This is a genomic window from [Chlorobium] sp. 445, from assembly GCA_002763895.1.
Classification (GTDB): domain Bacteria; phylum Bacteroidota; class Chlorobiia; order Chlorobiales; family Thermochlorobacteraceae; genus Thermochlorobacter.
Window position 1 is genome coordinate 1 of the sequence record NSLH01000047.1, and the last position, 12,362, is coordinate 12,362.

At 48.0% G+C, this 12,362-nt stretch carries 13 protein-coding genes; 6 read left to right on the forward strand and 7 right to left on the reverse strand.

All coding sequences use genetic code 11. The annotated features are described in order from the left end of the window. Nucleotides 1-22: 22 nt before the first annotated feature. The 5 genes from CMR00_12170 to CMR00_12190 form a co-directional block, all read right to left on the reverse strand. Nucleotides 23-211 carry a hypothetical protein gene (locus CMR00_12170; protein PIO47094.1) on the reverse strand — a complete coding sequence of 63 codons (189 nt, stop codon included), beginning with the start codon at nucleotides 209-211 and terminating at the stop codon, nucleotides 23-25. A 162-nt stretch (nucleotides 212-373) separates the two neighbouring features. Beyond that, the gene (locus CMR00_12175; GenBank protein ID PIO47095.1) at nucleotides 374-1,123 is read right to left on the reverse strand and encodes a hypothetical protein; all 750 of its coding nucleotides are present in this window, start codon (nucleotides 1,121-1,123) and stop codon (nucleotides 374-376) included. Beyond that, complete coding sequence (locus tag CMR00_12180) at nucleotides 1,084-2,634, reverse strand: hypothetical protein (protein PIO47096.1); 1,551 nt, start codon at nucleotides 2,632-2,634, stop codon at nucleotides 1,084-1,086. Before CMR00_12180 ends, CMR00_12175 begins: the two co-directional genes overlap by 40 nt. Nucleotides 2,635-2,992: 358 nt before the next feature. Further along, nucleotides 2,993-3,955, reverse strand: coding sequence for a branched chain amino acid aminotransferase (locus CMR00_12185; protein ID PIO47097.1), 963 nt, complete (start codon nucleotides 3,953-3,955; stop codon nucleotides 2,993-2,995). Between the two features lie 242 nt (nucleotides 3,956-4,197). Then, nucleotides 4,198-4,449 carry a hypothetical protein gene (locus CMR00_12190; GenBank protein ID PIO47098.1) on the reverse strand — a complete coding sequence of 84 codons (252 nt, stop codon included), beginning with the start codon at nucleotides 4,447-4,449 and terminating at the stop codon, nucleotides 4,198-4,200. Between the two features lie 100 nt (nucleotides 4,450-4,549). On the opposite strand from CMR00_12190, the gene CMR00_12195 reads away from it, so the two are divergent. Continuing rightward, nucleotides 4,550-7,102 carry a nucleotidyltransferase gene (locus tag CMR00_12195; GenBank protein PIO47099.1) on the forward strand — a complete coding sequence of 851 codons (2,553 nt, stop codon included), beginning with the start codon at nucleotides 4,550-4,552 and terminating at the stop codon, nucleotides 7,100-7,102. A gap of 18 nt (nucleotides 7,103-7,120) precedes the next feature. Here the strand turns inward: CMR00_12195 and CMR00_12200 are convergent, their stop codons facing one another. Further along, nucleotides 7,121-9,391, reverse strand: a complete 2,271-nt coding sequence (locus CMR00_12200; GenBank protein ID PIO47100.1) for a hypothetical protein — start codon at nucleotides 9,389-9,391, stop codon at nucleotides 7,121-7,123. Nucleotides 9,392-9,466: 75 nt separating this feature from the next. On the opposite strand from CMR00_12200, the gene CMR00_12205 reads away from it, so the two are divergent. The 4 genes from CMR00_12205 to CMR00_12220 are packed head-to-tail and all read left to right on the forward strand — an operon-like array spanning nucleotide 9,467 to nucleotide 11,488. Then, nucleotides 9,467-9,676, forward strand: coding sequence for a hypothetical protein (locus CMR00_12205; GenBank protein ID PIO47101.1), 210 nt, complete (start codon nucleotides 9,467-9,469; stop codon nucleotides 9,674-9,676). Further along, entirely contained in the window at nucleotides 9,591-10,253 is a 663-nt protein-coding gene (locus tag CMR00_12210) for a polyphenol oxidoreductase (protein PIO47102.1), read from the forward strand. The genes CMR00_12205 and CMR00_12210 overlap by 86 nt, the downstream gene beginning before the upstream one ends. Before the next feature lie 50 nt (nucleotides 10,254-10,303). Further along, nucleotides 10,304-10,816: a hypothetical protein gene (locus CMR00_12215; protein PIO47103.1), complete on the forward strand. Its 513-nt coding sequence runs from the start codon at nucleotides 10,304-10,306 to the stop codon at nucleotides 10,814-10,816. A 33-nt stretch (nucleotides 10,817-10,849) separates the two neighbouring features. Next, a complete protein-coding gene (locus CMR00_12220; protein PIO47104.1) occupies nucleotides 10,850-11,488 on the forward strand; it encodes an aminoacyl-tRNA hydrolase in 639 nt (212 codons plus the stop codon). Here CMR00_12220 and CMR00_12225 read toward each other — a convergent pair. Beyond that, nucleotides 11,440-11,787 (reverse strand): hypothetical protein, encoded by a 348-nt coding sequence (locus CMR00_12225; GenBank protein ID PIO47105.1) that lies wholly within the window; start codon nucleotides 11,785-11,787, stop codon nucleotides 11,440-11,442. The genes CMR00_12220 and CMR00_12225 overlap by 49 nt on opposite strands. A gap of 347 nt (nucleotides 11,788-12,134) precedes the next feature. On the opposite strand from CMR00_12225, the gene CMR00_12230 reads away from it, so the two are divergent. After that, nucleotides 12,135-12,362: aldehyde dehydrogenase (locus CMR00_12230; GenBank protein PIO47106.1), on the forward strand; the 228-nt coding region annotated here is incomplete at its 3' end.

The window sequence follows — 12,362 nt, forward strand, 5'->3', positions numbered from 1 at the left end:
GAATTTGCCATCGGAGTGATTTTCAGTTTCTTCTTCTAATCGCAAATTTTTCGCGCACGTCGCCGTGCAAGGTTTCCACCGTGCGCTCGAGCATATCTTGAAGTTCGGCGATTTTTTGGTCGCGCTGTTTCAACTCAGAATTAAAGAGTGTAAGCACCTTATCGCAGAGTGCTTCATCAGGAATGAGCGCGAGAAGGTCGTCATACAGCATGGGTCATGTAGGTTGATAAGATTTTCATAGTTATTCCATTTGCGTGCCTTCTCTCGTGTTCTTCTCCAGTTCTATAAAAGAAGTCTTTAAGTTTCTAAAGAGTTCCGATGCTGAGCTAAGTTAAGTTTGCAGTAAATGTGTGCAGAGTGTGTTGCTTTGATCTCAAAGATCGCAGTTGTTTGCTACGCATGCAAGTTCTTTAGCGCCTTCGGTCTCATCGCTTTCTTCATAACAGACGATTTCAGCAAAATCAAGGGTTGGCAGTTTTGAGACCAGTGCTTCGTATTTTTCTTTTGTAATGGCTTCGTAGGGTGCCAGTGCATACACGTGGTTGGTGCGAGGCAAGAACGACAGGCCACCGATGATATCCCAGTTTTTATAGAGCCAATTGCCAACCTCGAGCCATTCTTCATCGCTGACGCTTACTGTTACGGATGGGTTGTGTTCAGTGTAGTTCATTTTGACCATTTTCCAGTGCTCGAGTTGATCGAGTGCGCTTAGGTCATCGCGGTAAATGGCGTTGTCAGGGGCTTTGACTGGAAATTCCAGCACGTAGGTTGTCGCAGAGCCGTCGACTTGTCCGACTTCGGGTTTGTAGGGGAATTTTTGGTCTTTGAGCATTTTGAACAAGGGGTCACTAGCTGAGATACGAATGCGACGGATGTAATACGGGGCATGGCGCGGATGCATACCTGATGCGGCGTCGACCAGTTGTGAGACTGTTCCTGACGGCTTGACACATGTGATGCATGTGGAGGCGTTGATGCCAAAGCGTTTGGCATAGTCTTGATTGACTTTTATCGCTTCTTCTTTGAGTGCGCGCAAGGTTTTCGGGTTACGCACAGCGGGAGAGTCCCACTGCCCTGTGATGCTTACGCCGAGCAAGCGCTCTTCTTCGCAGTTTTTTTCCATTCTGGTGAGAGATAGGGGAAGTTTGTGAGTGTAGCTTGATAGGTGCCGAGGATTGTTGCCAGGCGAATTTTTCGCAGCAGGGTTTCTAGTGTGTCTTCGGCGCGGGCGACGACTTCGGATAAGTTGCAGAATTGTTTAGAGCGCAAGATGATTTCACCGCAGGGGTTTGTGCCGCAGGTAGAAAGATAGCTTGCAAAGCTCTCACGCCGCCGTTCGGGCAATTGTCCCAGAATGCCAGAGCGGTTAAAGATCCCACGCTCACCGCTACTGGATTTAATCAGTGCCAGCCACTCATCGAGAAATTCTAAGACAGTTGGTTTTTCGTTGTAAATTGCCGAATTGTTTGCCATGCTACGCTCTGGGTGTGAGATATAGAACGCGCCGTCTTTTGCATGGCGCATGTCGACATCATCCAAATCAGACAGTGAAATCAAGGCGCTACGGCGAACACCGCCCATGACGACGACTTCACCAATTTTGCAAATGATGTCGTGCACATCGAGCGTGCTAAGTCTTCTGCCCTGACGCTGTAAGATTCGCTCACGACTAAAGTCTAAGAGTGCGCGCAAGGGCTCTGGTCCAGAGGCTCTACCGCCCATTGTCTTAAGTCTGGCGCCCTGCGGACGAATACGCGAGTAATCGAATTGGACATCTTCGCCACTGAACCATGCTTCTAAGCCATAGACAAATGCATCCGCCCAGCCTTCTTTGCTATCTTCAATGACAAAAGTTGAGCGTTTTTTACCAATCTGTTTTTTGATTTGAGGCAGTTTGTGAATGGTTTGCTGCTCAACAGAAAAGCCTACGCCTGTGCCGCACATCAGAATGTACATAATCTCACCGAAGTCTTTGAGGCAGTCTGGCGCAATGTAGGAGCAATTGTAGGCAGCCACGTTGGTTTTGCGTGCTGCTTCGCCTGCACTCCACAGTAAGCGCATGGAGGGCATAACCTCTTGCTTCAAGATAGCATCACGCAGTTCAGTGTAGTCAGCATGAGTCAGTCTCTCGCCCAAGTTTTCACGCATAAACGCAATGTAGCGGTCGACCGTCTCCACCCAAGTTTCACGGCGTCCTTTTTCAGGAAGCCAGCGCGAGTAAGTGCGGTAGTAAATCAGTTCAGAGAGTGTGTTGCGAAAATACGATTTGCTTGCGTGTGCAAGTTTGCGCACTTCCTCTGGCACTGGCTTTTTCTGTGCACGAATCTTTGCGCGTTCATTGCGGTAAAGAATGTAGGCTTTAGCTGTCTTTGCCCAGTTTTCTTTGATGAGCACTGTTTCAACAAGGTCTTGAATTTGTTCTACACTGGGCAGTTCATGCTCAAATTTTTGCTCGAGAATTTTGACAACCTCATCGGAAAGTTGTTGGGCGATTTCCGCGCCAAATTCACCCGTGGCTTGTCCTGCCTTGAAAATCGCATTGGTGATTTTGCTTTGGTCGAAAGGCACAACAGTTCTGTCGCGCTTAATGACCTGCGTTAGCACAGTAGTTTTATTGGATGTTGTGATGTTCATAAGGACAAGGACAGATTAGGTTGGTGAAAATCGAGTTCAAAAATAGCAAAGTTTAGTGAAAACTTTTGAAAAAAGCATTTGCGTTACTTGGTTTATTGCGTTGGTGGGGGGCACGCAAGAAGTCTGTTGCGTGCTTAGAGTCCGCATTCTTTCACAGAAGCTATACTGCTCTGAGCTGGCAGATAAATTTCAATGGTTTGGGTTAATCCAAATGTCAGTGCAGCCTTACGTGGTCGTCAGGGGATTCTGCCTACGACATCGGGCAGCAACTATATCGGCGCCAGTTTATCGGCGCCAGTTGTAACCGTGCTGTTTGAAGACAGTGGCAATCATTTTTGCTCATGCTCGAGCACTATGCTTATTTTTCTTCTGTGCCGCAGTTTTCAAGCGTTTCGCTCAGCGACACTGGCTCAACAAAGGTGAGCCAGCCACGCGGGTCGTTGCCGTGTTTGATGATATCGTAGTATTTATCTTGCAACAGTTTGGTGATCTCGCCACGCTCACCTGTGCCGATTTTATAGCGGTCAATCGTGCGCACGGGCGTGATTTCTGCGGCTGTGCCTGTCATAAAGACTTCATCAGCGATGTACAGGCTTTCGCGGGAGATGAGGGTTTCTTTTACTTCAAGACCTTGTTCTTTTGCAAGCTCAATTACAGCGCGGCGTGTGATACCGGGCAGGATGGATTGTGCAGTCATTGGCGTGTAGATAACTCCATCGCGTACGAGGAAGAGATTTTCACCACTTCCTTCAGCAACATAGCCGTTCATATCAAGTGCAATACCTTCAGCATAACCATTGGCAAGCGCTTCCATTTTAATGAGTTGTGAATTGAGGTAATTGCCGCCTGCTTTTGCGCCTGCAGGAATCGTGTTTGGGGCAATACGTCGCCATGATGCTACGCAGACATCGACACCTTTTTCCCATGCATCATCACCCAAATAACTACCCCATTCCCAGACCACAATGGCTACATCGACGCTAGACTTAAGCGGATTGACACCGAGCGCGCCTTCACCACGGAAGACCAGAGGACGAATGTAACACGAGGCTAAGTGATTAGCACGAATCGTCTCTAAAATCGCTTCGCGCAATTCCAGCTGCGTGAAGGGAATTTCAGTGCGGTAGATTTTTGCAGAGTCATAGAGCCGACGCACATGCTCTTTGAGAAAAAGGACCGCAGAACCTTTGTCGGTCTCGTAGCAACGGATGCCCTCGAACATGGACGAGCCATAGTGAATCACGTGAGAAAGGATGTGAATTTTGGCATCGCCCCAGTCGACGAGCCGACCGTTCATCCAAATCTTTTCTTGTTTCTGCATATTTTATTTCGTCTGAAAATAGATATTATACTGCTTGCTGTGCAGCAAGTGCCAGCTATCGTGTCAAAATAGAAAAAACAGTTAGAAAAAATGAAGAGCAATAACGAAAAATGTGGTGATGAGTTTCCAAATCAGTTTCCACAATGTATGAGCATCCAACGCAGCATAATTTGCAAAAAGTCTACAGATTTTTCCTCTTTTTTCAAGAAAAAAGCTTTTCTTTCCTAAAAAAATTTAACTTTTTACTTGAAATATCTTAAAAAGTGAAATTGTTTTTCTCCCTTATGTTTTTTTGTACCTTTTAATTTTATCTCATCATAGCAGGGATTCGCGCTATCTTGGGCGGTAGCAACCTCTGTGGCACAAACTCCGACGCTGGTCGCATCACAACGATCCAAGATTTGCATAAGCTTTGTTTGCATCACGCTTACTTTCAGGATGTTCTTGCACATTGACGGCGCCATGCTCTGTCGGGTTTGGATGCGCTTCAACACACGTTGCTAACAGTCAAATTTTTGCAACAGCGTGCAATCTCAGTTCTGATTAACCACGAATTCCAAAATAACTCTAACCATAATTTCACTTTTCTGCACCATGCCTGAAGTCAAAGAAGTCAAAACGGAACCTGCCATTCGCAAAGCCATCATCATGGCTGGTGGATTCGGTACACGCTTGCGCCCATTGACGATTAACGTTCCCAAGCCGCTTGTGCCCATGATGCAAAAGCCGATGATGCATCACATTGTTAATTTGCTTAAAGCACATGGCGTCAAAGAAATCACCTCTCTGCTCTACTTTCAGCCTGATGCAATTCGCAACTACTTCGGTGACGGTCGCAAGTTCGGCTTCAAGATGAACTACATTCAGTCTGATGCAGACTATGGCACAGCAGGGAGTGTGCGCAACGCTTACGAATTCATTGACGAGCGCTTTATTGTCATCTCAGGCGATGTGCTCACTGACTTTGATCTGAGCAAAGCGCTGGACTTTCATATCAAGCGCGGTGCAAAAGCCACGATGATTCTCACGCGCGTCAAAAATCCACTAGCTTTTGGCGTTGTCATCACTGAAAAAGATGGCAGGGTCTCGCGCTTCCTTGAAAAACCATCGTGGGGGGAAGTCTTCAGCGACACCATCAACACAGGCATTTACATTATGGAGCGCGAGGTCATGGACTTGATTCCGTACCGTGAAGAATATGATTTTTCTAAGGATCTTTTTCCACGCATGTTACGCGAGAACTTGGGGCTCTATGGCTACATTGCAGATGGCTACTGGCGCGATGTGGGCACATTACCTGAATACCAGGAAGCTCATCTGGACTGCTTGCATGGACGCGTCAATATTGATTTTTATGAAGGTTATGAGAAAATTACAAGCGGCATTTATGCACACAAAACCGCAAAGTTTGACCCTGAGACGGTCAAGCTCTCTGGCAGCGTGTTGATTGGCAAAGGCGTCAAACTCGGCAGAGGCGTTTCGCTGCACAACAGTGTCATTGGCGACAATGTCAGCATCGGTGATGGCAGCACGCTTAACAAAACCGTGGTTTGGAACGATACCACGATTGGCAAACACACCAACATTCATCTTGCAGTCATTTGTAGCGGCGCAAAAATCGGCGACGATGTGCGCATCGAAGAGCAAGTCTTCATTGCTGATAGATGCATTATTGGCGATGGGGCGACCATCAAATCCTCAATTAAAATCTGGCCCGAAAAAGAAATTGAAGCTGGCGCCATTCTGACGCAAAGTTTGATTTGGGAATCCAAGTGGTCTCGAGAACTTTTCACGGCATCGCGTATCACAGGATTAGCTAATATTGAAATTAGCCCAGAATTTGCGGCAAAGGTCGGGGCGGCGTTTGGCACAATTTTGCCAGAAGGCTCAACGGTCAGCGTGAGCCGCGATGTCGACAATGTCTCACGCATGGTCAATCGCGCATTGATTTCGGGCTTGCTCTCGGCAGGCATCTCCGTCAATGACTTACAAGCTACACCGATTCCGATTACACGCCATCGCTTAAAAAACAGTACCGAGTTTGGCGGTGTGCATGTGCGTAAATCACCCTTCGACAAAAAACTCTGCGACCTTATCTTTTTTGACAAAGGTGGAAGAGATTTACCGCCTGCTAAAACTAAAAGCATCGAGCGCAATTTCTTTGGGGAAGACTATCGACGCGCTGCATACGAGAAGGTTGGCACACTGAATTTTCCCGAACGCGCTTTAGAGAGTTACACCGATAGTTTTCTCAAATGCATTGATGTCGAGGCTATCAAGAAAGCGCGATTGCGTGTGGCGATTGATTATTCATACGGCGCTGCAGCTGCACTTTTTCCGAGCATCGTAGGCAATTTGGGGGTCGATATCATCTCACTCAATGCCTTCCTCGATCCAAGCAAATTCACGCGCACCGCAGAAGAATTCTTTGCTGCTGCCGAGCGACTCTCCGAAGTCGTCGTTTCACTTGGCTATGACATCGGCTTTATGCTCGATGGCGGCGCAGAGCGTATCCATGTCTCTGATGAAAAGGGCAACTTCTTGGAGCATCAACGCTTGCTCACTCTGATTACATATCTCTATCTTGAAGTCTATCCTGAAACCAAGAAAATCGCTGTGCCAATTACAGCATCCATGGAAGTCGACGATATTTGCCGTGAGCGCAATGTGCAGGTGGTGCGCACCGGCGATAGCCACTCCGAACTGATGCGTGCTGTAGCTGCAGATCCAGAAATCGGCTTCGTTGGCGGCACGAAAGGCGGGTTTATTTTCCCGAAATTTCTCTTTGCCGTCGATGGCATGTTTTCAGCCGCAAAAATTATGGAGCTAATTGTCAAATCCAAGACACGCATTGGTGAGCTTTCAGCACGCATGCCCGAGCGATACTTCCTTGTCAAACGCAATGTCGCCTGCCCCAAAGATTTGAAAGGCAAAGTGATGCGCAAAATCATGGAAGATACTGCCGAACACTACCGCGTGCTGATTGATGGCGTCAAAATCATTTACGACAACGAAACATCGCTGCTGCTTCTGCCCGACCGTGAGCGCGATATTTTTCATGTCAATGCTGAATCGCGCACCAAGAGCCGTGCGACACGCCTTGTGAGCGAATATGAAAAGAAACTTAATGAGTGGATTGCAGAATAATGCCTCACTCACATTGTTTCAGCGGCGAATCACTGCAATTTTAGCCACCGCACTTTGACGACCATCTTCGCTAATTGCCACAGCAAGGTAGATGCCTGAGGCGACAGGATTGCCATTTTTATCTTTGCCATCCCACTCGACCAGACTGCCGCCCGATGGCGGCAGTTCCCGCACCAGTGCCCCAGTCAGCGTGACAATGCGCACAGACGCATTGCGCGTCAAGCCGTTGATAATTAGTCGCGCTGTGGCTGGCACACGAAATGGATTCGGATACACTTTGAGGGTCGTAAAAGAGGCTTGAGGCTCAACGGCCTCGGTCGTGAGCACCGATAACCCTCGATCTGTTCCAAAATACATTTTGCCCGTTTTGCGTTCGTAAGCAATAGCACGCACATTGTTGGACAGCAACGGTGAGTTTTCTGTAGTGAAACGCTGCACAATGCTATCACCACTGGCACTGACTACCCATACCCCATTTTGTGAGCCAAACCATTTGCGATTCAAGGCATCAATAGCGAGCGATGAGAGAAATTCATTGCGCAAATCAAATACGGGCGTTGCATTCGGCACACGCGGATTAAATACCGTTTGCGGCTCAAAGAAATACGCTGCACCACGGTCTGTTGCTAGCCATACGCTTCCGTCGTTATCGAATTGAATGTCATTGACTTTTGGATTGGGCAGGCGTCCAAAGCCTTGCCGCTCATCAAGCAGCACGTAACGGTCATCGCGCGGATCGGTAAGTGTACCATTGTCGTCGAAGACCACCAGTCCGCGACCTGTTACTCCATCTTCACTTTGCACAGCAATCCACTTGTAACCGTTTGGATCAACAGCAATGCGCAGCGCTGTCAAGTTTGGTGGAAATTCACGCCCAAAGCCCAATCCGCTTGAGCCAAAACGCAGGATATTACCATTTGGAAGATAGGCGTAGATAGGATTTTGCGCCGTCAGAAAATTTGCAATCCAGACCACCTCATTTTGGTCTTTTGCCAAAGACGGCAGCACCACAAAGTTTTCAGATTGACGAATGCCAATGAATGGAGAATTGGAGCGGTTGAGTACACGCAGGCTATCGCGCGCCGTAAACTCAAACAAGCCACCGCCCCATGTGCCCAGCAGTGTGGTCTTGCCTCGCGAGACCAAAGCACTAAACTGACTTACAGGTGCAGTGCCCGGCGACGGGACATTTTCAAAATTGCGCCATGTGCCGTTTTCTAATCGGTAAAAGCCTTGTGCGCCGCTGTTGCGTTGCGATGAACTGCCCCAGAGTCGCCCTTGCGCATCGAGTTGAACACACTCAAAACTATTTGAGAGCGGTGAATTAGGCATGATTGCTGTGAGCGTTGTACCCACGCGCAGCAACGATTGCCGACGGTCAGCAATGAAAATCTCTCCTGCATCATCGATTGCTACAGCGTACGCATCAGCGAAGTTACCTGTACGGCGTACCAGCGAGCCATCATTGCGGCGCGTAATTAATTCATCTGCTGTAAGCACAAGCAACGCTGTGCGATTGGTCGCCAGTGCAATGATGTTTTTTTGCGCAAAGGCACTATCGCGTTCAAGTCCTGCTGCCTCAAGGCGGAACACTCCCTCGGGGGTCGCTACGAATATCTTGCCAGCATGAAGCGCCAAGGCATTGGTCCCCCCTCGCACAGCGAACGATTCCCATTCTGTTGGGGCATTGAGGTTCGTTGAGCTAAGACGCGCACGCGCAACACCTAACGCCGTTGCCACGATAATATGATTTTGCGCTATGACCACATCGCGTACAGCTGTGCCGCTTGCAAATGCACCAAAGCGAATGTAGCTGGCACGAAACTCACGTCGTGATGCAATGAAGAGCGAGAGCCCAAAATCATTAGCGACATAGAGCGAATCACCATGCACGAAAAATTTTCTAATCGTGCGGTTTGCAAATTGTGTAACGCGAAAGAGTTCTAGCGATGTCGCAAATTGTCCTGTCTCCAAAGCAAAGGCACTCAGTGCGCCACTTTCGTAGCCAATCCACAAGCGATTGCGTATGCTGTCATAAGCTAGTGCACTAATGCGCGTCTCAAATAAGCCCTCAATGTTGGTGAAGGTACGCAGCGTACCGGTTTCGCGATTGAAGTGATACAGGCCGCCATCGGTGCCGACCCATACTGCACGCGCACGCTCCAATGCCAAAGATGAAGCACGACGAAATGATGTATAATTCTGCCAAGTTCCCACACTTTGTGCCAACAGCGATGGTGAGACCAGCAAGGCTATCAAAACAAGGTACAGCACCAGGTGCAAATTCAAGCTCGAAAAAGTTGTGGTTGCACAGATGATTTTGGCGTATTTTTGCAAAATTAAGACTTCGTTCGTCTAAACTTTATGGAAAAGATTGTCTCCTTGCAAAGCAAACACCAGCAATGCCTTGTTCCGAAAATTTTCGCTGACGATCGGTCTCTTTTAGCCGTACAAAGTTTGCGTCATGGTGGTGTAAGTATGCCGCCGTTTGATTCACTTAACTTGGGTTTGTCGTCTGGGGATCAGCAAGAGTGTGTGCTGCGCAATCGAGAAATTTTTTTATGCTGCGCTTGATATTCCCCCAGCACGTGTTGCGCTTGCGCACCAAACACACAGCGATCACATCTTGCGCGTCGATGAACCCGGTCGGTATAGCGATTTTGATGCTCTTATGACGAATCGCCGAAATCTGTTCATTGCTATCTCTGTGGCAGATTGCACCCCAATTTTGATTTACGACCGCACGCATAAGGCAGTAGCCGCTGTGCATTCAGGCTGGCGTGGCACTGCGCAACATATTCTCTACAAAACGTTACTTGCTATGCAGGAAGCCTTTGGCACAACGGCGAAAGATTGTTATGCCTATATCGGCGCATGCATCAGCGCTGATGTGTATGCTGTAGATGCTGACGTGGCACGGCACTTTGAGCCTGTATTCACCGTCTATGATAGCGCTGCGCGCAAGTTTTTCTTAGACTTGAAAGCCGCAAATCTTCATCAACTGCATCAATTTGGACTCTGCGATGAGCAAATCGAAGTCTCTCCGCATTGCACCTATCGTGAGCGTGAGCACTTCTTTTCATATCGACGCGCCGTACACGAAACCAACGGAAAGACAGGACGCATGCAGGCGCTTATTGGGTTGCGATAGGGTCTTCTAAAAACTGAGTATCGCACTTTACAACATAAAAACTTATCACAATGCACCACAGACACTTCAAGCTGTTTTTGCTGCTTGCACTCATTTCAAGTTCCCTTTGCTTTTCAACGCCTACGCAGGCACAGTCACTCTTTTTGCGAAAAACCATGATTGCAGGTGTCGGCATCGGTCTCGATGGATTTGGCGGCTTACCAATTATAGGACAATTAGAGTTTGGTGTTGGTCCAAAGGTTGGCATTGGTCGCTTTGGCGCTGGCGCGCTGGCAGGAATTTACTTTGACCCCAACGCCACTTTCGTTGTGGTCGGCGGACAAGGCAACTATCACTTCGATATTCCTAGTGTGCCTGAGCTGGATATTTATGCAGGACTGAATCTCCTCATTGGTTTTTCTGGCAGCAGGTTTGCAGGCAGAAGAGTTGAAGGCTCCTCAACCGGCGTTGGTCTTGGCTTGAATGCAGGTGTGCGGTACTTCTTTACACCGTCCGTAGCTGGATTTCTGCGTCTGGGTTGGGGACTTTCTATTGCTACCATCGGCATTGACTTTGCACTTTGACCTTACCAGCTAATTTTGCTACACAGCTGACCAATGAAACTTATTGTTGGACTAGGTAACCCTGAGCCACGCTACGACGGCACACGCCACAACATTGGATTTGCCATTCTCGACGCACTTGCAAAAGAACTCGGTGTTGTATTCCATGCTGGCAAGGGCGAATTCCTTTACGCTAAAGCAGTGTATCGTAGTGTAGATGTGCTACTTCAAAAACCGCTGACCTACATGAATCTCTCTGGCAGAGCCGTGCACGATCTCATGCACTTCTACAAAGTTAGTATCCGTGATGTGCTCGTCGTCTGCGATGATTTGAACTTGCCGCTTGGCACAATTCGCTTGCGTGCCAAAGGCTCGGATGGTGGGCAGAACGGTTTGAAGAATATCATTGCCGAACTTGGGCGCAGCGATTTTGCACGCTTGCGCTTCGGAATCGGCAGTCCACCCTACAAAGGTGATGCCGCAAACTATGTGCTCTCCAGATTTCTTCCTGCTGAGCAGCCGATTGTAGACACTGCAATTGCATACAGCGTCAGAGCCTGCTTATCATTTTTGGAGCACGGTATTGAACTTACTATGACGCGCTTCAACCGCAGAGATAGCACAACTCCTGCAAGAAACTCTCCTCAAGACACAGATACGGAAAAGCGCAGCACATCATCACAGATGCCATAGTTCTGCTGCAACAGTGCACGGTATTGCTGCGGGGTCATTCCCAGATATTTCTTGAAGGTTCGAATGAAATAACTCACACTGCTAAATCCTACTTGATAGCACACATCGGCAAGCGTGCAGTAGCCTTGCATCATTAATTGTGTTGCACGCTTGATGCGCTCGAGGTTGATAAAGGTCACGGGCGACAGACCTGTCGCACGTTTAAAAGCACGGAAAAAATTGGCACGACTCATATGACAGTGCTTACAAAGCAGGCTTATTGTCAATGGCTCGCTGAGATGTGTGCGTATGTAGTCTATTGCACGTGAAAGTTGAGGTGAAAAATTTTAGACTCGGATACTTTAGATTCAGATACGAGAGCAGCATCGGGTTACCGCTCGTTGACCGTGGTGTTCTTCTCTGCATACTTCTTACTCCTTACTCCTTGCTAAGTTGGAAAGTGTTAGAAGCTAGGAAAAGGTTGTGTGAGATAGAAAAAACAAAAAAACCTTTCAAAAAAAACGTCGATTTGTCCCTCCCAGTCGTTTAGGACGATTTAAAATTGAGACGATTGTGCAATGCTTTATTCAACAGTATTCTAATATTATTCGCAACATTTCTTTTGGTCGCGTAATTTCCAATAACCTAACTCAGTTCAACTATGACAATGCTTGTCGAAGAAGCGGTCAAGGCTTCCAAGATTCATCCGAAGCCAAAGTTCAAAGAGCAATACGAAAACTTTATCGGTGGCAAATGGACACCGCCTGTCAAAGGTCAGTACTTTGAAAACTTCTCGCCTGTTGATGGCTCATTCATTTCGCGTGTAGCACGCTCTACGAAAGAAGACATCGATCTTGCACTCGACGCCGCACACAAAGCCTTCCCGAAATGGTCG

Coding starts and splice junctions, on each gene's coding strand:
- CMR00_12170 (PIO47094.1), bottom strand. CDS start 211: ATGCTGTATGACGACCTTCTCGCGCTCATTCCTGATGAAGCACTCTGC.
- CMR00_12215 (PIO47103.1), top strand. CDS start 10,304: ATGCACCACAGACACTTCAAGCTGTTTTTGCTGCTTGCACTCATTTCA.
- CMR00_12175 (PIO47095.1), bottom strand. CDS start 1,123: ATGGAAAAAAACTGCGAAGAAGAGCGCTTGCTCGGCGTAAGCATCACA.
- CMR00_12220 (PIO47104.1), top strand. CDS start 10,850: ATGAAACTTATTGTTGGACTAGGTAACCCTGAGCCACGCTACGACGGC.
- CMR00_12205 (PIO47101.1), top strand. CDS start 9,467: ATGGAAAAGATTGTCTCCTTGCAAAGCAAACACCAGCAATGCCTTGTT.
- CMR00_12180 (PIO47096.1), bottom strand. CDS start 2,634: ATGAACATCACAACATCCAATAAAACTACTGTGCTAACGCAGGTCATT.
- CMR00_12185 (PIO47097.1), bottom strand. CDS start 3,955: ATGCAGAAACAAGAAAAGATTTGGATGAACGGTCGGCTCGTCGACTGG.
- CMR00_12195 (PIO47099.1), top strand. CDS start 4,550: ATGCCTGAAGTCAAAGAAGTCAAAACGGAACCTGCCATTCGCAAAGCC.